The organism is Pseudomonas cyclaminis, assembly GCF_015163715.1.
Classification (GTDB): Bacteria; Pseudomonadota; Gammaproteobacteria; order Pseudomonadales; family Pseudomonadaceae; genus Aquipseudomonas; species Aquipseudomonas cyclaminis.
The window spans coordinates 21,256-43,266 of the sequence record NZ_JADDUM010000227.1 but is presented as its reverse complement, the minus strand read 5'-3'; the positions used below and the strand labels follow the sequence as shown (position 1 = coordinate 43,266).

Sequence of the window (22,011 nt, the reverse complement as noted above, 5' to 3'; positions counted from 1 at the left end):
ACCGCCGCCAGCAGATACGGAATTGCACTGAGCCAGCCGATCACCAGGTTATCGCTGAACCCCAGGTTCTTGATGATCGACGGCAGCCAGAAGTTGATTGCGTACACACCGCTCTGGATACAGAAGTAGATCAGGCCGAATGCCCAGATCGCCGGGTTCTTGAACACTTCGGCGAGGGAGTCGGTGGTGGTCTTCGGCTTGTTGGCCAGGTCCGTTGCCTGGTCGGCTTCCAGCACCGCACGTTCGTGGGGCTTGAGCCACTTGGCGTGGGCAAACGTGTCACTGAGCAGGAAGTAAGCGAGGGCGCCGAGAATCACGGTGGGGATGCCTTGCAGCAGGAACATCCACTGCCAGCCTGCCAAACCGCCTTGGCCGGCGGCGAAGTGGTTGAGGATCCAGCCGGAGAACGGGCTGCCGAGCAAGCCGGACACCGGGATCGCCGACATGAACAGCGCCATGATCCGGCCGCGGCGGAAGGTCGGGAACCACTGCGACAGGTAAAGCACCACACCAGGGAAGAAGCCGGCTTCGGCAGCGCCCGTGAACAGGCGCAGGGTGTAGAAATGCGTCGGTGTGGTGACAAACAGCAGGCACGTGGACAAGGTGCCCCACACGATCATCATCAACGCAATCCAGCGCCGTGGACCGAACTTGGTCAGTGCCAGGTTGCTCGGTACACCGCACAGCACGTAGCCGATGAAGAAAATCCCGGCACCCAGGCCGTACACGGTTTCACTGAATTTCAGCGCATCAAGCATCTGCAACTTGGCAAAGCCAACGTTGACCCGGTCGAGGTAGTTGAACAGATAGCAGATGAAAATGAAGGGGATCAGGCGCAGGGTAATGCGCTTGTAGATGGCGTTTTTATCGTCATCGGTGGCCAGTGTGGCAGCGGCGCTCTGTGACATGGCGTTCTCTCTTTATTATGATTTTTCGCGATGCGAGGGTAACGTTGATCGCCCAACGAGTCTCGGCCACCGGGCGGGGTGCTGTCTTTGTGCTCGCGCACAGTGATGGGTACTTTGCGCTGTGCCGATGAACAATCATGTTTTTTTCAGGAATTTAGACTCATGTTCGAGTTGGATCATGACTTGGCGCAGGACATCGTTGATCGGACCATGGCGATTTTGCCCTACAACGTCAACGTCATGGACAGCCAGGGCCTGATTCTGGGCAGTGGCGAGTCCGAGCGGATCAACACCCGCCACGAAGGCGCGCAACTGGTGCTGGCCAATGGTCGCGTGGTGGAAATCGACGGCCAGACCGCCAAGCACCTCAAGGGCGTGCAACCCGGTATCAACCTGCCGCTGATGCACGATCAGCGCTTGATCGGTGTGCTGGGCATCACTGGCGAACCTGAGCTGCTGCGCACCTACGCTGAACTGGTACGCATGACCGCTGAAATGCTGGTCAGCCACCGTCATCAGCAAGCCGAGCAGCAATGGCGACGCCAGCGTTGCGACGATCTGTTGGCCTTACTCCTCGCCGAAACCGGTGACTCGCCGCGCCTGGTCGATGAAGCTCAACAGTTGGGACTCAAGCCCCAACTGGCGCGCACGCCGTACTTGTTCGAACTGGGTGACGGCCAGTCGGCGGAGGCGTTGAGTGCCTGGCTGACGTCGCGTTATCCGGACAGTTGGTGCGTCAGCTCGGCGCAGTTCTCGTTGCTGTGGTGCCGGCCGGCGGCGGTACAGGTGGATAATCCACGGATGCTGGAAAAACTCGCAGGCCAGGGCTGGAATGTCCTGCGGGTGGCCGTCGGCGGGCAGGCAGAGGGGCTCGCCGGGTTGCGCCGTTGCTACCGGCGCGTCGGTGACTTGCTGGCCTACGGCCGCGATGTACTGCCGCACTCGCGGTTGCTGACCCTCAACCGTTATCGCCTGCCGGTGATGCTCTGGCGCCATCGCAACGACGACGCGCTCGACGAACTGCTCAACCCCCTGCGCAAGGTGCTGGCCAAGGACAACAACGGCCAACTGCTGGCCACCCTGCGCAGTTGGTGCGATCACGACGGGCAAAGCCAGGCCTGCGCCGATGCACTGGGTATCCACCGTAACAGCCTGCGCTACCGCATGGAGCGCATCGCCGAACTCAGTGGCGTCGACCCTCTGACCCTGGACGGCATGCTTGCCCTGTACCTGGGCGTCCAGCTGTTGCCCCAGCCTTTGTCGGAATGAACAACAAACCCCACCCGCACTTGTGCATCGGACCGGCGTCATTCCCGGTGCCAACTGGCAGCATGGGCGTCATAAAAACCGGAGAAAGCCCATGAAAATCATCATCGCCCCCGACTCGTTCAAGGACAGCCTGAGTGCCGAAGGCGTCGCCCAGGCCATTGCCCAAGGCCTGGCCCAGGTCTGGCCGGATGCGCAGTTGATCCAGTGCCCGATGGCAGACGGCGGTGAGGGAACGGTGGATTCGGTACTCGCGGCCTGCAATGGCGAGTTGCGCCGCCAAGCGGTACGCGGGCCGTTGGGCGCCACGGTTGATGCGCGTTGGGGCTGGTTGGCCGACAGCCACACGGCGATCATTGAAATGGCCGAAGCCAGCGGCCTGCAATTGGTCCCGCCAGGGCAGCGCGATGCCTGCATCAGCAGCACCTACGGCACTGGCGAACTGATCCGCGCCGCGTTGGATGCTGGCGCACAGCGCATCATCCTGGCGATTGGCGGCAGTGCCACCAATGATGGCGGGGCAGGGGCGATGCAGGCGCTGGGCGTGCAACTGTCCGACGCCCAATCCCACGTGCTGGCGCCGGGCGGCCTGGCCTTGTCCCAACTGGCCCATATCAGCCTGGAGCGGCTTGATCCGCGCCTGTCCGAGGTGCGCTTCGAAATCGCCGCCGACGTCAACAATCCCCTGTGCGGTGCCCACGGCGCCTCAGCGATTTTTGGCCCGCAGAAAGGCGCCAATCCCGAGCAAGTCCAGAAGCTGGACGCCGCCCTCAGCCATTTCGCCGATCACTGCGCCAAGGTTCTGCCCAAGGACGTGCGCGACGAACCCGGCAGCGGCGCCGCCGGCGGCCTGGGCTTCGCCGCCAAAGCCTTTCTCGGCGCACAGTTTCGAGCCGGTGTAGACGTCGTCGCCGAACTGGTTGGCCTGGACGCGGCCGTACGCGGCGCCGACCTGGTCATCACCGGCGAAGGCCGCTTCGACGCCCAGACCCTGCGCGGCAAAACCCCCTTCGGCGTCGCCCGTATCGCCCAACAGCACGGCGTCCCCGTAATCGTCATTGCCGGCACCCTGGGCGACGGTTATGAACAGATGTACGCCCACGGCGTCGACGCTGCGTTCGCCCTGCCTTGCGGCCCGATGAGCCTGGAACAGGCGTGCGGAGAGGCACCGCGTTTGTTGCGTGAGCGGGCGGCGGATATTGCGCGGCTGTGGCGGGCGGCGGCCAAGCACTGACGTCACCTCCGGAACATGGGACAATCCGCGCTTTTTTGACACGGAGAGTCCCCATGCTGCGTCCCGCATTCCTGGCCCTGCTGTTGACCGGCACTGCCACTTTCGCTCAAGCCAACCCCGAAACCGTACCCTTGCTCCGGGAAATCAAGAATTGGGTCACGGGTTGCGACAACCTGCGTAATTGCCATGCCCTTAGCGCTCCCCGTGGCGTTGACGAAGAGGACTACAGCTCGCTGACCTTGCACATCTGGCATCAGGCCGGGCCTGAAGGGTTCCTGCGTTTGCGTTTCGACCATCGCGGCGAGGCGCAAGACCTGTCGACTCTGCTGTTGGACGGCCAGCCGCTGGGGCTGGAGCTGACCCGGGACCTGCACATAGAACTCGACGATCAGGGCGGTGATCCCGAGGTGCAATCCTACGGGGTCATCGAGGACGCGGCGGCGCGGCGGTGGGTACAGCGTTTGCGCAATGGCCAGCGCGTGCAGTTGCCGGGGGATGAGCAGGCACATGTGTTGCTGAGTGGGCTGAGTGCTTCGCTGTTGTTGATGGATTCCGTGCAGGGCCGGGTGGATAACGTCACCGCCCTGGCCCGGCCGGGCAAGGACGCGGCCAGCGTCGTGCCCGCACGCTTGCAGACACCGGTGTTGCGCAGATTCCCAGGAGCGCCGGTGTTGACTGCGCAGGAGCAGGCTGGCCTCGTAGCGACGGCGTTGCATACCATCACGCCCCGAGGATAACGGCACCGGCAGCGCGCCCGAGGCCAACGCTGGCGCCCTGACTGCACAACAGGCAATGACGGTGGTGCGTTATGACTGCGCAGCCTACAACTGTGAATACGATGTGGTCAGCCGCCAGCGCCAGGCGCCGTACGCACAAACCCCGATGCACCTTGAGCCCTTGCCATTGGGGATCGAGCCGCTGCAAGGCTCGGTGGGGTATGACCCGGCCAGCGGCACCTTGAGTTATTTCTACAAGCTGCGCGGGCTCGGCGATTGTGGCGCGGGTGCCGTCTGGGTGTTTGATGGCCAGGGGTTCCAGCTCAGTGAACTGCACGCCATGCCGCGCTGCACCGGGGTCGGTTACGGCGATTGGCCGGCGCTGTGGTCGACAGCGCCGGCGCCCTAGCCATCGGACGGGCAGGGCCTCTACACTGGCTGGCCACGTGTCTTTCAAAGGATGAAACACCATGCACACGCCTGAACCCCACATCGTGATCCAGCGCTTTACCGAGGCCCACCTTGAGGGCGTCGCAGCGCTCTATAACGAACCGGCCGTGTGTCGACAGGTGCTGCAAATGCCTTTCCAATCCGTGGAGGCCTGGCGCAACAAACTGGTGATGGACAACGAGCGTCGGCTACAACTGGTGGCGGTGCACGGGGGCGAGGTGATCGGCCAGCTCGGCCTGGAACAGTACCTGCGCGTGCGCCGGGCCCATGTGGGTTCGTTCGGCATGGGCGTCGCGCCGGCCTGGCAGGGCAAGGGCGTGGGCTCGCGCCTGCTGGCGGCCGCGCTGGACGTGGCCGACAACTGGATGAACCTGCACCGCGTGGAACTCACGGTGTACGCCGACAACGAAGCGGCGCAACACCTGTACCGTAAATTCGGTTTCGAGGTGGAAGGCCTGCTGCGCGATTACGCTTTGCGTGACGGCGTGTTTGTCGACACTGTCAGCATGGCCCGTCTGCGCCAGCGGGCTTAGCCCAACGCAAACGCCACCGCAGCCTGCGCATGCAGCTCGGTGGTGTCCAGCAGCGGCAGGTCGCTGTGTTCCGGCTTGATCAGCATCCCGATTTCCGTACAACCGAGGATGATGGCCTGGGCGCCACGGGCAGCCAGGGATTCGATCACCCGTTGGTAGATCTGGCGGGACGTGTCGCTGATCACGCCCACGCACAACTCTTCATAGATGATGCGGTGCACGTCCTCGCGCTCATCCGTGTCCGGCACCAAAACCGTCAGGCCATGCTCGGCCAGGCGCGACTTGAGAAGTCCTGCTCCATGGTGAAGGCTGTCCCTAGCAGACCGACCGTCAACGTGCCGGCTTCCACAGCGGCCAAACCGGCGGCATCGGCGATGTGCAGGAAAGGAATCGACACCGCCGCCTCAATACGTGGCGCCACCTTATGCATGGTGTTGGTACACAGCACCACACACTCGGCGCCGCCCGCTTGCAGGCGACGTGCGGCATCTTCCAGGATCAGCGCGGCGTCATCCCAACGCCCTGCATGCTGGGCCTGCTCCACAGGGCCGAAATCCACGCTGTACATCAGCAGTTGCGCCGAGCGCAGCGGCCCGAGTTGGTCGCGCACGCGCTGGTTGATGATCCGGTAATACTCGGCGCTGGACTCCCAGCTCATGCCGCCGATAAGGCCGATGGTGCGCATGTGATATTCCTGACAAGGGATGTGGTTTCACCTTACCCACTGGCCAGCCAATAGTCATACGCAGTTGCCGGCCAAATGACCGGTGCAGTTTTAAGCCGTACGCCGAACCGCCGCATCTGCCATGATCAGCCCTCGCAACCCGGCTCACCCAAGGAATCTGGCAATGGACGATGTACAGCAACTGGGCGAGATGCTTCGTCATTTCGCCGACAGCGAAGCGCACAAGAAACAGCAATTCGACGTGCAGTCGGCCCGCTGGGCACAAAAGCTCGGTGAGTTGTTCGGGCAGATCGAACAGTGGTTGGAGCCGGTGAAAACCGTCGGGCTGCTGGAGGTCCATCGTGAAGCCTATGTGGCCAGCGGACCCAGCGTGCCGGTGGAAACGTCCACCTTCAAGACCGAGAAGCTCAACGTGCAGATTACCGGCAAAACCGTGGAGTTCGTGCCGGATGTGATGGGCGCGGGCGGCTCGATTTCCGTGGCAGTGATGGGCTTGACCGCAGCCCGCCACGGCAGCGTTTCGCTGGTGCTGGCGGCCGACAAAAACGACTGGCTGTGGAAGAAAACCAATGGCCTGAAGGACCCGGATACCTTCGGTTTCGACGCCAACTTCCTGGCCTCGCAGTTGCAGAGCCTGATTCCTCGCGAGCGCAGCTGAGTCGTCTTGTCACCATACCCGCTGGTCTGCCAGATACCTGGGGCTAAATAAGGTGCATTCCCCCAGGATTGGCTATACCTACAGCTCATTGTTTCGATGAAAACCGCCAGGGAGTTCAATGATGAAGCTAAGGCTAATGATCAGCACGCTATGCATCGCCACGATGGGTATGACGGGCTGCGCCAGCAAGGTTACGCAACCGGATGAGTATTCGGGCTTTCTCTCCGACTACAGCCATCTCAAGCAGGCCCAGTCACCGTCGGGCGCCGAGGTGATGCGCTGGGTCGATCCCAAGCTGGACCTGAGCCGCTACAACGCGGTCTACATCGAACCCACGCAGTTCTTCCCCAAACCCCACGCCACCGCGAAAATCCCCGACAGCACCCTCAACGGCATCAATGCCTACTACAACCAGGCGCTCAAGCGTGAGTTGGCCAAGTCACTGCCCCTGGCCAACGCGCCCGGCCCCGGTGTGATCGTGGTGCGTGCGGCAATCACCGCCGTCAGCAGCAAGACCGAAGGCCTGAAACCCTATGAGTTCATCCCGGTGGCCCTGGTGGCGGCGGCGGTGAGTACCGGCACCGGCATCCGTGACCAGGAAACCACCTTGGGCACCGAGGCGCAGTTCCTGGACGGCGCCAGTGGCAAGGTCATCGCCCAAGTGGTGCGCAAAGGTACCGGCAAGCCGCTGGAAAACGATTCGCAGGTGATGAAGGCCGATGACGTGAAAAGCGTGATCGACGGTTGGGCGTCCGACCTGCATCAGTCCTACGTGAAGCTTAGAAAACACTAGAACGCATTCCTGGCCAGCCGGTTGTAGTAGCTGAGCAGGGCATCGTAGCGGCGGGTGACGAGGTAATAGTCGTCACTCAACTGCTGCGGCGCGGCGTGGTTCTGCCAGTCCTGGCGCAGGGTATCCAAGGCCTTGAGGTATTCATCGGCAGGCGCCTTGATGTTGTACCAGAGGTGAATCGCCTCATCGTCGGGCCTTCTGCTGGGCATGGCATTCAGAAAGACTCGGCTGTCTTCGGCAGCCTTGCGTACCGCCTCGGTCAGGTCGGCCACGTGTTGCGGGGTCAGTCTGGCGTCGCGCATGCCTTGCTCGATCTGGTTGACCGCCTGGCGCGCCGTGATCATGTAGTTGAGCAGGTGCCACTGCATGTCCCGGCCAAAACGCGCCTCCAGCAACGCCAGTTGCGCGGGACGCAAGCGTTGCTCTTCGCGTTCCAGGGAGCGGCGCAGTTCTGCAGATTTGGACGCGTAGTCAATGCCTGTGCCGATCAGCTCTTTTTTCAGGAATGCCTGCGTGCTGTCCGCGAACCGCCGCGACTGGCCCTGGGACTCGAACAGTTTCAGGTCGGTGGCCTTCGTGGTCATCGCCTCCAGGCTTGACACGTAGCGCTCAGTCACGCCGATCAACCGACTATCCGGCAGCAGTCGCTCCAACTTGACGGTAATCTTCGGTGCACACACATCTTTGCGGATCACATCCGGCTGCGGTTCCCTGGTGTCGCCGAACTCTTCACGGTCGGCGAGTGCTTGCTGTGTCTTTTCACCCTGAGGGTTAACAAGCTGGTAGTACGCCAGCCGTGTGTCTCTATCGACACGGTTTACACAGTCGATGATCGGCGCCAATGCACTGGCAGTTGCCGTTTCTGGACCCTCGCGCTGGTCCCACCACAACTCCAGCAAATGGACTTGTTTCCCTGCACTCGCGATGCCGAACAAGCCAAAAACCAGCGCAATGCCCAGGGCAATAAACCAATTGGAGTTCATCGTCCCACCTCCTGGCCATACCACTGCGCCTTCGTGGCAGGAGCTTGGCAGTTATCTGCAGTGCGTGGCATGCGGCTGCACAGGCGTTCGGTCCACTGCTGCAGGCCTTGGTTGCGGGTGAGCAGGTGCTGGTTGTCGAGCACCTTCAAGCCAGCGTAGAGCGCGACCGCGCTGACGAGGCAAAGCGCACCGCCGAGTGCGGCCCAGCGTGGATGCCTGGCGGTCCAAGGCGTGTGGTGATTCATGAACGGCCGCTTGATCAACCCCACCAGCGCCAGCGCGACCACCAGGGTCAAGCTGGCGAACGGGCTGAACACATAACCCAACGCCGCCGCGAGGACCAGGCCGGGGACCAGGTCGCGTATCGGCAACAGCGGCAAGTGGGTCGGGGTGATCCAGCGGGGCAAGCGTTGGCTCAGCTGTTCATCCAGCACGCGGTATTGATGAGCCAACGGACGCCAGGCCTGCCAGGCGATGCCCGCACAGACCACGGCACCGATCGACCATAGGATCCCCTGGCCCAAGGTCGGTAGCACGTTGCCGGCCAAGGCGTCGGCCTTTGCCAGCACGCCCACCAGGCAACTGAGCACCAGCGCAACGATCCACGGCCAGGTGTCCATGGCCGACTCCCAGCCCTGCCAGAAATACACCGTGCCACCGGGCATGCCTTCGGCAACGCTGACGTGATCGGCATAAATATCGGCGCTAAGGGTCTTGCAGGCCTGCCAGTCGTCTTCGTCGAAGCGTTGGGCGAAAGCACGGCGCTGGCCCAGGCTCATCGGTGCCAGCAGTAAACGGGCAGCGCGCTGTTGCGGGCTGTAGGGCGGTTCTGCGGCCAATGCACGTTGGCGTGCCATAAAGGCTGGCCCTTGCTGGCGCTTCAACAACAGCGCCCAGTCGCCGGCAGGGCAGCCATGCTCCGCGCCGCCGTGCCAGTTTTGTCCGGCGCACACTGCGTCGAACACCGTGCTCGACCAGTAATGATGATTGGCAAGCAGCCTGGCCAACCATTCGTTGAACCACTCGGCATGGGGATGATTGTTGACCCAGGCATGCGTGCCGGTTGTAGCCGCGTAGGCGGCCAGGAACGCAGCGTCGTCTTGCTGGCCGAGGGCTTGGTGCAAGGGTTGCTGCAACTGGGTCCGGTGCTGGAACTCCAGGGTGCTGATCAATTCGCTGGGCAATTCCAACCGCTGCCAGGCGGTCAGCCAGTTGAAGGTCTCGAAGGCCCACCGCGTGTCTTCGGCATTGAGGTCGCCGTCGATACAGCGTTGCAACAGGTGGACTTCCAGCAACAGCGCGGTGCCATCGGCCATGGCCGCTTGGTAATGCTGGGCGAGGCTGTGGTCGGATGTCTCGATAAGCACGTCATCCGCGACCTGCTCGTCGGGGTTCCATGCCAGTGCTGCCTCATAGGCTTCGCGCAGACGCTGATAGCCCTCGGGGTCATCGTCCGGGCGGGTTTTTTTCAACAAGGCGGCGTATTGACGCTTGATCGTGCGGCTATCGGCATCCGGCGTCAGGCCGAGAACATTCCAGCAAGTCATGTGCGGTACAACTCCCTAAACAATCGCGCCCGGTCTGACCCTGTTGCGGCCGGGCGCGTGGCGTTACTTGAGCGGTGTCAGTGGCGGTAGCTTCCATTGACCGCTACCCACCTCAGGCTTGGGCAGGTAAATCCGCAGTACAGCGAAAAACGGGCCGGGCGGGGCCGGCAACCAGTTGCTCTGTTCGGCTTTCGGTGGCTCATGGTGCTGCAACGCCAGGGTCACACCGCCGTCGGCGTCGCGCTTGAGGTCACCCAACATGCGCGAGTTGATCAGGTAGCGTTTCTTGTGATTGGGCACCAGCAGCTTGGTCTTGGCGTCGTACATGGTCAGGGACCAGAACGCATCGGCCGGAGGCAACTGGTCCTTGGCGAAATGCACGGTGTAACTGTGACGCGCACCGTTGGCCGGCTTGCCTTCGCTGTCGACGTAGTAACCGAGGTACGCGGCCTCGTCGCTGGAGTTGCCGAAGATGCCCATGTCCGCACCGGCGTAGCGGTACAGGTAGTTGTTTTGCAGGTGGTCGCGGCTGCCGAACAGATCACCGCTGGATACTTGGTGGGTGTCGAGCTTGTCCTTCTTGAACGCTGCAAACTCGGCGCGGGCATCGCTGATGCCATCTTCCAGGGCCTTGCGCTGCTCAGGCGTCAACTGGTTGAACTTGAACGGCGCACCGGGGGCGACGCCGATTTTGGCAAAGCGCGCCAGCAGGTCTTTTTCACTGTCCTGGGGCGCGGCGAAGGCCAGCATGAAGTTCAGGTAGCGAAACAGTTGCGGGCCTTCAGCCATGGTCGCGGTGGGCTTGGGCCATGCCACCTTCGGCGCCTTGGCCGGCGCGGCTTGTTTCACGTAGCTGCTCAGCGGCTGCACTTTGTAGCCGTTCTGGATCTGCTTGACCTTGTTCAGGTCTTTTTCATCGAACAGCTGCGTGCGGTACAGGGCGTAGGCGATGTTGCTTTCGCTGTACACCACGCGGTCCACGTTGACCGGTTGCTGACCTTTCCAGTCCGGGCCGGCAATCATGTAGTGGCCGCCATTGTTGCCGGTGCTGCGGGTGCCCAGGTAGGCGATGTTCTGCGTATAGAGGTCGATCAACTGCACCGAGTAGTAACGGTTGTCTTCGATCTTCGGCAACGTCAGCACCAACGGCTCGCTGCGCAGGTCCATCCATACAAAGGAGTAGGGCGTGTCGGCGTTCGGGGTCGCAAGCGCCGTGTCCTTGGGCGTGAACACTTCGGCGGTGTTGCCGATCCGGTTGAACGGTGCCTTGAAGTTGGCGCCGCCTTTATCAACGGCCTGGGTGTAGAGCGTCTTGTACATCTCCACCACCGGGTAGCCATACAGGTAGGCTTCCTTGGCGATGGCCCGCGCTTCGCCCGGGGTCGCGGTGAAGTCGGCCCAGGCGCCGGTACTCATGAGTATCGAGAGGCTCGCCAACAGCAGGCGCGTCGGTTGTTTGATCATGTTGTTGCGTCTCTTAATGAGCAGGGGATGATGTCGACCAGTTTCCAGCTTTTATAGCTGAACCCATGTTTGCCGGGCAGAGTTTGCACCCAGTTGCTCTCGAAGTCTTTTGGCGCGTGCGGTCCGAAGTGAAGTTTGTGGCAGAGTGCTGGCGCGGCACATCGATAACGTCCGACGGCGCGATGGGCAAGGTGCCGCGCAGCAGTCGAATCAGTCTCACAGGGTGAAGGCGATCACTTCAGGGCAGCGGCAGAATCAAGCGTGCGGCAGCATCGATTTGACTTTGTCACGCAGTTGATCAATCGAGAACGGTTTGGCAATCACCTGCATGCCTGCGGGCACGTCAATGTTCTCGGCATAGCCGCTGGCGAACAGGATCGGCAGCGAGGGTCGCAGCTCACGGACTTTCGTTGCCAGCTGCTTGCCGTCCATGTCCGGCAGGCCAACGTCGGTCATCATCAGGTCAATCACCTGGCCATTGTCCTGAACCTGAACCAAGGCCTCTTCAGCGTCGGCCGCTTCAAGCACCTCGAACTCCAACTCCTCAAGTACATCGACGATCAGCATGCGCACAATGGCGTCATCTTCAACGACAAGGATGATGGAGGTTGGCGCGGACGACATAGTGGGAGTTCCTGAAAAGAGGGGGGGGCGGTGATAAAAAAGTCAAAAAGACACTGCACTAGTGAGTCTTCCCGATCCAGGCAAGTTCCCCTGAAGCGCGCATTGTGACGACACTGGACGGCGTTGTCTCTTTCCAGGGCCGTACAAATTGAATTCGTAGGCCCAGCCCCGCAGGGTTTGCTGCAAGGCTGGGGTGCTCAACAGCGCCAATCAAGGCATTACAATTGGGCATCGATGAGTTGCTGTAGAGCCGGCTTGTTCACGAAATCGACATTCATGTCAGTTGGGTCAAATGTGCTGACAGAGTATTCCCGTGTACCGCGCTTGCTGCCATAGGGGGACAGGGTGGCGGCAATGTTCCCGCTGTTCAGTGCTTTCTCCATGCCCTCCTGCATCGATTGCAAGGTGGTGAATGTGGCCATCCCGGAGTTGGGTTCGTAGAAAAACCAATCGGTCTTGCCGGCTTCAACTCTTATCCCGGCGAGCATTGCATGGTTTTTGGTAGTGATTCTCAGGGTTTTTGATTGGGGGGAGTTGGTCAAGTCCTCGATGATGTCTTGGTAAGGTGTCTTCGTATGCGGTTTGCCCATATGGAACGTGGTTTTCCTGCCGGCCGACTCTTGAAGATCCTTTAGCTGTTGGATGAACAAAGCAGCTTTGGGATCGCTTGGGTTACCGGCTGCCCTGTAGAGGTTTTGCATCAGCTTATCTTCTTTCCCCTGGTGGACCGCCAAGGCCATTGCATTGGATAGACCCGCGCACTCGCCACGCGACGTAATATCAACATTCGTCAGGTAATGAACTTGTGACACCGGGACGACGCGAACGCCGGGCGCGTTGACATCGTGGGTCAAGAGACGAGATGCATACTGAGCCTCCTCGAGGTCGTTCTTTTTGATTTCCCTTGTCAGTACCCCCATTTCTTCCGGGGTTCGCTCGGGTTTTGATGCCAACTGCCTGAGTTCAGCGCTGCCCATGCCTTTTTGGTACCCCTCGACATTCTGCAGGAGGCCGCGTGAATGCCCCATGTTGTACCGCGGCAGATTGGACGGCGTTTGCGCAGCGAGGATGTTGTTCTTGAAGTCCACATGATAGAGCTCGCGCTCTTCCTGGGCGTTAAGCGTGGGGGGCTCACTTGCGCCCTTGGGCTTGAAGTCCTTGATCGGCAAGCCATACAGCTCGTTTTTGTCGGGGTTGTAGTGGTACCACTGATCGTTCTTGAGTACTGAAACCGTTTCGATGCTGCGGTTCCCGGAGGTAAACGTACCGATCAAGGCCGTGCCGTGTTCTTTGCTGACGGCGTTCAGCAGGTCATAGCTACCGCTGGCACCCCTGAGTTTATGAATGGCCTCAGCCCCTTTGGTCGCGAGGAAACTGGCGCCCTGGCCCAATACCCTGGCGCCTCCCGCCGCCAGATCACCCAAACCGCTCAAGGGGTTCAGCGCCCCTATGGTCGCTGCGCCGATCACTTTGGCGGCCCGTAGCGCCTTGGCGCCGCTGGAGAGCGCGGAGCTGCTTATCTTCATCAGTTTGCCTGCGGCTGCGGCGCCGGCGGTGAGAAAGCCGAATACATCCAGCACCAGATCGAATGCGCCCTCGCCATAGTTTCCTTTCTGGAAATTGACGATGGCCGATCGAAACGGGATCAGGTTCAACAGAAATTCGGTGAGTGGCTTGGGGCCGCCTTGCAATTCGTCCAGGGTGGTCTGGCCCAGCGCATTGGCTTTTATAGACGGGTCGTCGAGTTCAAGGTGCTGAACAAACGCGTTGGCAATGGCATGGGATCGATCGCCATTGAAGGTGTTCAACTGTGATTCATTCACCGGTCGTTCAACACTGAGCAGGTCGGCTCCCTCCTCAGGCTTGAAGGGTTTAGTCGTGGATACCCACCGTGATTGACGTGAGTTCTGTTCCTCCGCCCGCCACAGATACGTGGGTTCAATCGTGCCTTTGTTGAAGTTGATTTCGTACGCTGCCGATACGCCGTTCAGTTCAGTCCTGACCAGCAGGCCTGGCTTGTTTGGGCCGTAGGTCTTATCGGTAAACCCCAGGCCTAACTCATGCGAACCTTCTTGGAACAAGGTGACTTTACCGAATTCGAAATTTTTTCGATCCGCCAACGGCAGCTGTGAAATCAAGTGCCGGATCGTGGTGTTTACAGCGGATTTTTTCTCCTTGATGCTTTGGCTGAACTCTTGTTCGAAGGCGCCTCGCACGCCAAAACTCAAGTTGGCGTTCAATGCTTCCAACGGAATACGGGGGTCATCCGACTTGAAGGGCGCCGGATCCGGCAAGTCCATCATGGCGATATCCAACATCGAATGCTTGCCCACCAGCCTGATTTGCTTATCGGTCCCGCGATAAGCGTCCGTACTCAGCACTTTCTCTTCAAAAAGCGGCCCCAGGTCGCCAAAACGCTCTTGGAGTCTGGCCAGTGCAATTTCTTTTCGGGTGGGTATTGGCTCGTCCAGCGCTTTGGTCGCCGTGAGCCGAGCGTCAAGTTGTTCGTTGAAGGCGGTTCTGACCGTATCGAGTTGTGCGTCGGAATAGTCGTCGTTGAGGTTTTTGCGGATAACACCGTTGGCCACTCCCCAATCCACCAGGGCCGCAGCCTGGGCGTGCTGGGTAATCGAACGGTCTGCCAGGGATGCACTTTCGGCCTCGCGCATGACGTCGGCAAACGTCATGTTCGGGACTTTGCCCGGCGTACGGGCCTCGATTGTGGCCGCAGCCACCGCCAGGTTCATCCACGCCGTACTGCCATAGGTCACAGAGGCGGGTATGTCCTTGATCAGGAACACCGGGGCGCGGCTGGCCAACAGCAGGTGGGCACCGACGTGTGCCAAGGCGGGGCTTGTGCGCTTTGTCGCGCTCAAATGAGCGGCCAGGCCTTCAACTACGGCGGAGGCAGGCTTACCCCAATGTTGCTCGCTTGCCAGATCGAAACCGGCAATGCTGTTGCGACGAGGCGCGGTGATGGACTCAGGGTCCATCTGCAGCGCAATTCCCGCCAGCAGGTAATCCGTCACGCTGCTGCCGGTGTCAATGCCTTGCATTTTCTCTTGTATCTCTTTGCCCATCAGTTGGGCCTGCGGTGAGCTGATCAGCGCATTCAGTATCTTCGCGGGATCATTCTGCGCATCCGCCGGTAACGGCTGGCGATAACGCAGGAACTCCAGTACACCGCCTTGGGTTTGCATCACCAACGGTTTGTCACCCAGATGGTGGGCGTGATTGAGCGTAATGGCCCGCAGGCGTCGCTGTTCGTCTGACGCCAAGGGCGTTGGCCAGGACAGCGCGCCTCCCAGATTGCCCAGAGGGTGCTCCAATGCTCTGTCGATGACCGCATCAGCGAGTGCATTGAGGTGGAAGTGGGCGGCGGGCACCTTGACTCCCAGGTGCTCGATGAAAGCCTCCAGGCCCACGCTGCCATTGCCCGGCGCGAGGTACGAAGAGGCCGGATCGATAGCCATGGAGGTGTTTTTTATCCCCTCAAGAATGGCCTCGGGCGTTGCGTCTTTGCCCAATCTTGTCGCCAGGTCCCTGAGCGCCTGGCCGAACGTCTTCAAGTTCGCCTTATCGGCCAGTTTGCGGGGGAGGTCGGTTTTCCCGGGTGACGATGGGGTGTCCGGGGTGCCGATAGCCGAAGGGGCTGACTCAGCAAGGCTCGGCCTGGGCGTGGCTGTAACGACGGGAAGGGGCGTGGCGGTAGACACGTGTGTCGAGATATTCAACATGCTGCAAATACCTTTACGGATAGGAATTAAGCGCCCTCCTGATGGAGACTCCCTGTTTCCGAGACGCAGCATTGGGTGGAAAACCGACGCGCCCACGTTCCGATTGCACGTGCACAACAGTGTGAGCAGTTAAATCGTTGACATGATGTGACATGCCGTTGATAGAGGCACTTTTGCACCAAGTGGCAGCAGTTCTTCGCACTCCCGGCCTTAGAAAAATAGCGTTCAACCGCAACTTTGGGGCAAACTCCCGGTTTTTCCGCACTTGGCCAAGGCATGCCCATGACTCCCGCGTCGTCAGTCGATGAAAAGAGCTTTCGTACCCTCCTGAGCCGAAACGTGGCATTACCCCTGGGTGTGGGTGTGCTCAGCGCCGTGTTTTTTGTGTGCCTGATCACGTATTTGCTGACGGTGATCAAGTGGGTGGAGCACACCGATCGGGTGATCAATAACCTTAACGAGTCCTCCAAGCTCACCGTTGACCTGGAAACCGGCATGCGCGGGTTCCTGATCACCGGTGACGAGCATTTCCTCGACCCGTACGAAGTGGCCAAGCCGCGCATCATTGCCGACCTGCGTAATTTGCAGGAGCTGGTGGCGGATAACCCGCAGCAGGTCGACCGCCTCAAGCGCCTTGAGGCCATGCAGGCCGAGTGGAACAAATACGCCCAGTCGATGATTGATATGCAGCGCGAGAACGGTGATTACCGCAACGCGGTCAAGGCCGGCCGTGGCAAGCGCCTCACCGATGAGATTCGCAAGGAATACGACGAAGCGGTGGCGATGGAGCAGCAGTTCCGCCTCACCCGCAATGAGGATGTCACGCGCACGACTGTGATCAGCGTCTCCCTGTACCTGGCGTTCGTACTCGGCTTGAGTGGCTTTCTGGCGTATATCGGCAGAAGAAATTTGTTAGCTCTATCAGAGAGTTATGCCGCAACCCTCGCGTCACAACAGAAGATTGCACGGCGCCTCGAACAGCAGGCCTGGTTGCGCAATGGGCAGACTGAACTGGCCGAACAAGTGCTGGGCCAACTGACCCTGAACATGTTGGGGCGCAATATCCTGCAATTTTTCGCCCAATACATGGGCTCGGCCGTTGCGGCGCTGTATGTGCGCGAGGAACACGGCGGCCTGAAACGGGTGGCCACGTATGGCTTCTCCCGCGAGCAGGAGCAGCTGGAGCAATCAATCTACAGCGACGAAGGTATCGTTGGGCAGGCCGCGCAACTGGAGCGTCTGATCCGCCTGGATGATGTGCCGGTGGATTACTTCAAAGTCAGCTCCGGCCTCGGCGAAGGTGCTACCCGCAGCGTGCTCGTGGTGCCGACCAGCGATGACGACCGTGTCAACGGGGTGATCGAACTCGGCTTCCTGCGCCCGCTGAATGACCGCGACATTGAATTGCTGGAGCTGATCGCCGGCAACATCGGCACCTCCATCGAGGCCGCGCGTTATCGCCAGCGCCTGCAAGAAGTGCTGGCCGAGACCCAGCAGCTCAACGAAGAGCTGCAAGTGCAGCAGGAAGAACTCAAGACCGCCAACGAAGAGCTGGAGGAGCAGTCACGCATCCTCAAGGAATCCCAGGCCCACCTGGAGACCCAACAGGCTGAGCTGGAACAGACCAACGAACAATTGGCCGAGCAGACCCAGACCCTGGCCGATCAGCGCGACGCCATGGACCGCAAGAATGTCGAACTCAACCAGGCCCAGGTGGAGCTGGAAGATCGCGCCGAAGAGTTGCAGCGCTCCAGCAAGTACAAGTCCGAATTCCTCGCCAACATGTCCCACGAGTTGCGCACGCCGCTGAACAGCTCGCTGATCCTGGCCAAGTTGCTGGCGGAAAACCCCCAGGACAACCTCAGTGCCGAACAGGTCAAGTTTGCCGAGTCGATTTACTCGGCCGGCAATGACCTGCTCAACCTGATCAACGACATCCTGGATATCTCCAAGGTCGAAGCCGGCAAGCTGGAAGTGCGCCCGGAAAACTCCAGCGTGGCGCGTCTGGTCGACGGTCTGCGCGGGATGTTCGAGCCGCTGGCCGCCGACCGCAAGCTGGGCTTCCAGGTGGAGGTCCAGGCCGACGCGCCGGCGATGCTGTTTACCGACCGCCAGCGCCTGGAGCAGATCCTCAAGAACCTGCTGTCCAACGCGGTCAAGTTCACCGAGCAGGGCCAGGTCAGCCTCTCGGTATCCCGCGCATCGGAGGAGGGCATTGCCTTTACCGTGCGCGATTCCGGGATCGGTATCGCGCCGGACCAGCAGGAAAGCATCTTCGAAGCCTTCCGCCAGGCCGACGGCACCACCAACCGCCGTTACGGCGGCACCGGCCTGGGCCTGTCGATTTCCCGCGACCTCGCAACCTTGCTCGGTGGCTACATCAGCGTGACCAGCGAACCGGGCAAGGGCAGCGTGTTCACCCTGATATTGCCGGAGCAGTACCTGGAGCGCGCCGACGACGCGCCGCCGATCGAGCCGCCGCGCCACGCCGTGGTAGTGCCTGCCCCGGCACCGATCAAGGTGTCGCCGCTACCGGTCGCCGACGCTGACCTGATCCCGCGCTTTGCCGACGACCGCGACAAGGCCCCGTTCACCAACCGCTGCATCCTGGTGGTGGAAGACGAGCCCAACTTCGCCCGTATCCTGTTCGACCTGGCCCACGAACTGGGCTACCACTGCCTGGTTGCCCACGGGGCGGATGAAGGCTACAGCCTGGCCGAGGAGTACATCCCCGACGCGATTCTGCTGGACATGCGCCTGCCGGACCATTCCGGGCTGACCGTGCTGCAACGCCTCAAGGAGCATGCCAGTACCCGTCATATCCCGGTGCATGTGATCTCCGTGGAAGACCGCGTCGAAGCCGCCATGCACATGGGCGCCATCGGCTATGCGGTCAAACCCACCACCCGCGAAGAGCTCAAGGACGTGTTTGCGCGGCTGGAAGCCAAGCTGACCCAGAAGGTCAAGCGCGTACTCCTGGTGGAGGACGATGACCTGCAACGCGACAGCATTGCCCGCCTGATCGGCGACGATGACATCGAGATCACCGATGTCGGTTTCGCCCAGGCCGCGTTGGACCTGCTGCGCACCAACGTCTACGACTGCATGATCATCGACCTCAAGCTGCCGGACATGCTCGGCAATGAACTGCTCAAGCGCATGGCCACCGAGGACATCTGCTCGTTCCCGCCGGTGATCGTCTACACCGGGCGCAACCTCACCCGCGATGAAGAGGCCGAGCTGCGCAAGTACTCGCGCTCGATCATCATCAAGGGCGCACGTTCACCGGAGCGCCTGTTGGACGAAGTCACACTCTTTCTGCACAAAGTCGAATCCCAGCTGTCCCATGACCGTCAGAAGATGCTCAAGACCGCCCGCAGCCGCGACAAGGTGTTCGAGGGGCGCAAAATCCTGTTGGTGGACGACGATGTGCGCAACATCTTCGCCCTCACCAGTGCGCTTGAGCACAAAGGCGCCGTGGTGGTGATCGGGCGTAACGGCCGCGAAGCCATCGACAAACTCAATGAAGTCGACGATATCGACCTGGTGCTGATGGACGTGATGATGCCGGAGATGGACGGATACGAGGCCACCGCCTTGATCCGCCAGGACCCGCGCTGGAAGAAGCTGCCGATCATCGCGGTGACGGCCAAGGCCATGAAGGACGATCAGGAGCGTTGCCTCGCGGCGGGCTCCAACGATTACCTGGCCAAGCCGATCGATCTGGACCGTCTGTTCTCACTGATTCGCGTATGGCTGCCGAAGATGGAACGCATTTAAGTGGAGCACGTTTTTTTGGACAAGAGCAGCGACATCGAGCTGCGCCTGCTGATTGAGGCGATCTACCTCAAGTACAGCTATGACTTTCGCGACTACTCCGGTGCGTCGGTCAAACGCCGTGTGGCGCACGCCCTGCGCCAGTTCGACTGCGCGACCATCTCGGCCTTGCAGGAGCGTGTGCTGCACGATCCGGCGGCGTTCATGCAACTGCTGCAGTTCCTGACGATTCCGGTGAGCGAGATGTTTCGCGACCCGTCGCACTTCCTGGCCATCCGCCAGGAGGTGGTGCCGCTGCTCAAGACGTATCCGTCGATCAAGATCTGGATCGCCGGCTGCAGCACGGGGGAGGAGGTCTACTCCATGGCGATCCTGCTGCGTGAAGAGGGCCTGCTGGAACGCACGATCATCTATGCCACGGACATCAACCCGGCCTCGCTCGATAAAGCCAAGCAAGGCATCTTCTCCCTGGAGAACGTGCGCGCCTACACCGCCAATTATCAGCAGGCCGGTGGGCAACGTTCATTTGCCGACTACTACACGGCGGCTTACGATTACGCCATCTTCGACAAGACGCTACGGGAGAACGTGACCTTTGCCGATCACAGCTTGGCGACCGATAGTGTATTCTCAGAAACTCAATTAATTTCCTGCCGTAACGTACTGATTTATTTCAATAAAAAGTTGCAGGACAGGGCGTTTGGATTGTTTCATGAGTCGCTGTGCCATCGCGGCTTTCTGGTGCTGGGCAGCAAGGAAACCCTGGATTTTTCGGCCTACAGCAAGCAATTCGAACCCTTGGTCAAACAGGAACGGATCTACCGCAAATCATGAACGAAGCGCCAGCCAGCCCGATTCGCGGGATTGAAGCCATCGTCGTCGGCGCGTCTGCCGGCGGTGTCGAGGCGTTGCTGAGTATTTTTAACGAGCTGCCTGAGGGCTTTGGCTTGCCCATCATTGCCGTGCTGCACCTGCCGGATGAGCGTCGCAGCCAGTTGGCCGACGTGTTTGCCCGGCGCCTGCGTATCCCGGTGCATGAGGCGCGTGACAAAGAGGTGATCAAGGCGGGCGCTCTGTATTTCGCTGGCCCCGGTTATCACCTCTCGGTGGAGCATGATTACAGCCTGTCCCTGAGCCAAGAGGATCGCGTGCATCATTCCCGACCCGCCATCGATTACCTGTTCGCGTCGGCCGCCGATGCCTACGGCAAAAATCTGCTGGCCATTCTGCTGACCGGCGCCAACCAGGACGGCGCCCGTGGTCTGGCCCACGTCAAGCGCTCGGGTGGCACCACCATCGTGCAGGACCCGGACGAAGCGCGCATCGCCGTAATGCCCCGTGCGGCCCTGGCCCTGCACACCCCTGACCATATTCTTACGCTGAGCCAAATCGGCTCGTTACTGGCTTTGCTGGAATCTTCCCCATGTTAAGTACTGTCCAGGCCAAACTGCTGATCGTCGACGATCTGCCGGAGAACCTGTTGGCCCTCGAAGCGCTGATCAAGCGCGAGGATCGCCAGGTCTTCAAGGCATTGAGCGCCGATGAAGCCTTGTCCCTGTTGCTGGAGCACGAATTCGCCATGGCGATTCTCGACGTGCAGATGCCCGGCATGAACGGTTTCGAACTGGCCGAGTTGATGCGCGGCACCGAAAAAACCAAGAACATCCCGATTGTGTTCGTCAGCGCTGCTGGCCGCGAACTCAACTACGCCTTCAAGGGCTACGAAAGCGGCGCCGTGGATTTCCTGCACAAACCGCTGGATATCCACGCGGTGAAGAGCAAGGTCAATGTGTTTGTCGACCTGTATCGCCAGAGCAAGGCCATGAAGCAACAGGTCGAAGCCCTGGAGCGCAGCCGCCGCGAGCAGGAGTTGCTGCTGAACCGCCTGCAGGCCACCCAGGCGGAGCTGGAGCAGGCCGTGCGCATGCGTGACGACTTCATGTCAATCGTCGCCCACGAAGTGCGTACGCCCCTCAACGGGCTGATCCTGGAAACCCAACTGCGCAAGATGCACCTGGCCCGTGACAACGCCGCCGCCTTCACCCTGGACAAGATGCATGCGATGGTCGACCGCGATGAGCGACAAATCAAAAGCCTGATTCGCTTGATCGAAGACATGCTCGACGTGTCGCGTATCCGTACCGGCAAGTTATCGATACGCCCGGCGCGGTTTGACCTCACACAACTGGTCAGCAACCTGGTGGAGAACTTTGCGCCGCAAGTGGCGGCCGCCGATTCATCGATGCAACTGGTTGCAGACGAGCCCGTCGAAGGCAGCTGGGACGAGTTCCGCATCGAACAGGTGGTCACCAATCTGCTGACCAATGCCCTGCGCTACGGGGCCAAGAGCCCGGTTGAAGTGCGGGTGTACAGTGAGCACGGCGAAGCGCGGGTGGAGGTGCGCGATCACGGCATCGGCATCAGCGAAGAGAACCAGAAGCGTATTTTCCAGCAATTCGAGCGCGTGTCCGCCAGCCAAGTGGCAGCAGGCCTGGGCCTTGGGCTGTTTATTTCCGAGCAGATCGTTGCGGCCCATGGTGGCACCATCGAGGTCGAAAGCCAGATAGGCGAGGGCGCGCTGTTTCGGGTGTGCCTGCCCCTCGATACGTCGGCGTGAAATCAATCGTCACGTCGAC

Annotated in this window: 17 protein-coding genes and 1 pseudogene; 11 read left to right on the top strand and 7 right to left on the bottom strand. The window is 60.7% G+C overall.

Going from position 1 to position 22,011, the window contains the following annotated elements:
- The coding region (locus IQK56_RS25280; RefSeq protein WP_193901869.1) for an MFS transporter at window positions 1–908 on the bottom strand (908 nt) is incomplete at its 3' end.
- 162 nt (window positions 909–1,070) lie between these two features.
- On the opposite strand from IQK56_RS25280, the gene IQK56_RS25275 reads away from it, so the two are divergent.
- From IQK56_RS25275 to IQK56_RS25260, 5 genes are all read left to right on the top strand, one after another.
- Window positions 1,071–2,177 carry a sugar diacid recognition domain-containing protein gene (locus tag IQK56_RS25275; protein WP_193862652.1) on the top strand — a complete coding sequence of 369 codons (1,107 nt, stop codon included), beginning with the start codon at window positions 1,071–1,073 and terminating at the stop codon, window positions 2,175–2,177.
- Window positions 2,178–2,268: 91 nt separating this feature from the next.
- The gene (locus IQK56_RS25270; protein ID WP_193862655.1) at window positions 2,269–3,408 is read left to right on the top strand and encodes a glycerate kinase; all 1,140 of its coding nucleotides are present in this window, start codon (window positions 2,269–2,271) and stop codon (window positions 3,406–3,408) included.
- A gap of 53 nt (window positions 3,409–3,461) precedes the next feature.
- Window positions 3,462–4,145, top strand: a complete 684-nt coding sequence (locus IQK56_RS31455) for a DUF1176 domain-containing protein (RefSeq protein WP_279649441.1) — start codon at window positions 3,462–3,464, stop codon at window positions 4,143–4,145.
- 61 nt (window positions 4,146–4,206) lie between these two features.
- On the top strand, window positions 4,207–4,533 hold the full coding sequence (locus IQK56_RS31450; protein ID WP_341869544.1) for a DUF1176 domain-containing protein: 327 nt from the start codon (window positions 4,207–4,209) through the stop codon (window positions 4,531–4,533).
- A 61-nt stretch (window positions 4,534–4,594) separates the two neighbouring features.
- On the top strand, window positions 4,595–5,107 hold the full coding sequence (locus IQK56_RS25260) for a GNAT family N-acetyltransferase (RefSeq protein ID WP_122308512.1): 513 nt from the start codon (window positions 4,595–4,597) through the stop codon (window positions 5,105–5,107).
- On the opposite strand, the pseudogene IQK56_RS25255 reads toward IQK56_RS25260, so the two are convergent.
- A pseudogene (locus tag IQK56_RS25255) lies at window positions 5,104–5,792 on the bottom strand (aspartate/glutamate racemase family protein). The gene IQK56_RS25260 and the pseudogene IQK56_RS25255 overlap by 4 nt on opposite strands.
- Window positions 5,793–5,955: 163 nt before the next feature.
- Here IQK56_RS25255 and IQK56_RS25250 point away from each other — a divergent pair.
- Together IQK56_RS25250 and IQK56_RS25245 are read left to right on the top strand one after the other, a co-directional pair.
- On the top strand, window positions 5,956–6,450 hold the full coding sequence (locus tag IQK56_RS25250; RefSeq protein WP_150760017.1) for a hypothetical protein: 495 nt from the start codon (window positions 5,956–5,958) through the stop codon (window positions 6,448–6,450).
- A 121-nt stretch (window positions 6,451–6,571) separates the two neighbouring features.
- Window positions 6,572–7,243 carry a DUF3313 domain-containing protein gene (locus IQK56_RS25245; RefSeq protein WP_193862657.1) on the top strand — a complete coding sequence of 224 codons (672 nt, stop codon included), beginning with the start codon at window positions 6,572–6,574 and terminating at the stop codon, window positions 7,241–7,243.
- On the opposite strand, the gene IQK56_RS25240 is transcribed toward IQK56_RS25245, so the two are convergent.
- From IQK56_RS25240 to IQK56_RS25220, 5 genes are all read right to left on the bottom strand, one after another.
- A complete protein-coding gene (locus IQK56_RS25240) occupies window positions 7,240–8,226 on the bottom strand; it encodes a DUF3829 domain-containing protein (RefSeq protein ID WP_150760015.1) in 987 nt (328 codons plus the stop codon). The two genes, IQK56_RS25245 and IQK56_RS25240, sit on opposite strands and share 4 nt — an antisense overlap.
- The gene (locus IQK56_RS25235; protein ID WP_193862659.1) at window positions 8,223–9,773 is read right to left on the bottom strand and encodes a J domain-containing protein; all 1,551 of its coding nucleotides are present in this window, start codon (window positions 9,771–9,773) and stop codon (window positions 8,223–8,225) included. Before IQK56_RS25235 ends, IQK56_RS25240 begins: the two co-directional genes overlap by 4 nt.
- Before the next feature lie 63 nt (window positions 9,774–9,836).
- Window positions 9,837–11,237 (bottom strand): DUF1254 domain-containing protein, encoded by a 1,401-nt coding sequence (locus tag IQK56_RS25230; RefSeq protein WP_193862661.1) that lies wholly within the window; start codon window positions 11,235–11,237, stop codon window positions 9,837–9,839.
- A 255-nt stretch (window positions 11,238–11,492) separates the two neighbouring features.
- On the bottom strand, window positions 11,493–11,861 hold the full coding sequence (locus IQK56_RS25225; protein ID WP_150760012.1) for a response regulator: 369 nt from the start codon (window positions 11,859–11,861) through the stop codon (window positions 11,493–11,495).
- Between the two features lie 218 nt (window positions 11,862–12,079).
- Window positions 12,080–15,598: a hypothetical protein gene (locus IQK56_RS25220; RefSeq protein ID WP_246500288.1), complete on the bottom strand. Its 3,519-nt coding sequence runs from the start codon at window positions 15,596–15,598 to the stop codon at window positions 12,080–12,082.
- A 282-nt stretch (window positions 15,599–15,880) separates the two neighbouring features.
- Here IQK56_RS25220 and IQK56_RS25215 point away from each other — a divergent pair, with 282 nt between their 5' ends.
- From IQK56_RS25215 to IQK56_RS25200, 4 genes are read left to right on the top strand one after another with little or no spacing between them, the layout of a single operon-like run.
- On the top strand, window positions 15,881–19,378 hold the full coding sequence (locus tag IQK56_RS25215) for a response regulator (RefSeq protein ID WP_122310129.1): 3,498 nt from the start codon (window positions 15,881–15,883) through the stop codon (window positions 19,376–19,378).
- The gene (locus tag IQK56_RS25210; RefSeq protein WP_224793894.1) at window positions 19,379–20,209 is read left to right on the top strand and encodes a CheR family methyltransferase; all 831 of its coding nucleotides are present in this window, start codon (window positions 19,379–19,381) and stop codon (window positions 20,207–20,209) included.
- Window positions 20,206–20,805 carry a chemotaxis protein CheB gene (locus IQK56_RS25205; RefSeq protein WP_150760010.1) on the top strand — a complete coding sequence of 200 codons (600 nt, stop codon included), beginning with the start codon at window positions 20,206–20,208 and terminating at the stop codon, window positions 20,803–20,805. The genes IQK56_RS25210 and IQK56_RS25205 overlap by 4 nt, the downstream gene beginning before the upstream one ends.
- Window positions 20,799–21,992 carry a hybrid sensor histidine kinase/response regulator gene (locus IQK56_RS25200; protein ID WP_193862662.1) on the top strand — a complete coding sequence of 398 codons (1,194 nt, stop codon included), beginning with the start codon at window positions 20,799–20,801 and terminating at the stop codon, window positions 21,990–21,992. The genes IQK56_RS25205 and IQK56_RS25200 overlap by 7 nt, the downstream gene beginning before the upstream one ends.
- The last annotated feature ends 19 nt before the right edge of the window (window positions 21,993–22,011 follow it).

What these genes read in the sequence shown, in the direction of transcription:
- IQK56_RS25275 (WP_193862652.1), top strand. Translation starts at nt 1,071, where the DNA reads ATGTTCGAGTTGGATCATGACTTGGCGCAGGACATCGTTGATCGGACC.
- IQK56_RS25270 (WP_193862655.1), top strand. Translation starts at nt 2,269, where the DNA reads ATGAAAATCATCATCGCCCCCGACTCGTTCAAGGACAGCCTGAGTGCC.
- IQK56_RS31455 (WP_279649441.1), top strand. Translation starts at nt 3,462, where the DNA reads ATGCTGCGTCCCGCATTCCTGGCCCTGCTGTTGACCGGCACTGCCACT.
- IQK56_RS25260 (WP_122308512.1), top strand. Translation starts at nt 4,595, where the DNA reads ATGCACACGCCTGAACCCCACATCGTGATCCAGCGCTTTACCGAGGCC.
- IQK56_RS25250 (WP_150760017.1), top strand. Translation starts at nt 5,956, where the DNA reads ATGGACGATGTACAGCAACTGGGCGAGATGCTTCGTCATTTCGCCGAC.
- IQK56_RS25245 (WP_193862657.1), top strand. Translation starts at nt 6,572, where the DNA reads ATGAAGCTAAGGCTAATGATCAGCACGCTATGCATCGCCACGATGGGT.
- IQK56_RS25240 (WP_150760015.1), bottom strand. Translation starts at nt 8,226, where the DNA reads ATGAACTCCAATTGGTTTATTGCCCTGGGCATTGCGCTGGTTTTTGGC.
- IQK56_RS25235 (WP_193862659.1), bottom strand. Translation starts at nt 9,773, where the DNA reads ATGACTTGCTGGAATGTTCTCGGCCTGACGCCGGATGCCGATAGCCGC.
- IQK56_RS25230 (WP_193862661.1), bottom strand. Translation starts at nt 11,237, where the DNA reads ATGATCAAACAACCGACGCGCCTGCTGTTGGCGAGCCTCTCGATACTC.
- IQK56_RS25225 (WP_150760012.1), bottom strand. Translation starts at nt 11,861, where the DNA reads ATGTCGTCCGCGCCAACCTCCATCATCCTTGTCGTTGAAGATGACGCC.
- IQK56_RS25220 (WP_246500288.1), bottom strand. Translation starts at nt 15,598, where the DNA reads ATGTTGAATATCTCGACACACGTGTCTACCGCCACGCCCCTTCCCGTC.
- IQK56_RS25215 (WP_122310129.1), top strand. Translation starts at nt 15,881, where the DNA reads ATGACTCCCGCGTCGTCAGTCGATGAAAAGAGCTTTCGTACCCTCCTG.
- IQK56_RS25205 (WP_150760010.1), top strand. Translation starts at nt 20,206, where the DNA reads ATGAACGAAGCGCCAGCCAGCCCGATTCGCGGGATTGAAGCCATCGTC.
- IQK56_RS25200 (WP_193862662.1), top strand. Translation starts at nt 20,799, where the DNA reads ATGTTAAGTACTGTCCAGGCCAAACTGCTGATCGTCGACGATCTGCCG.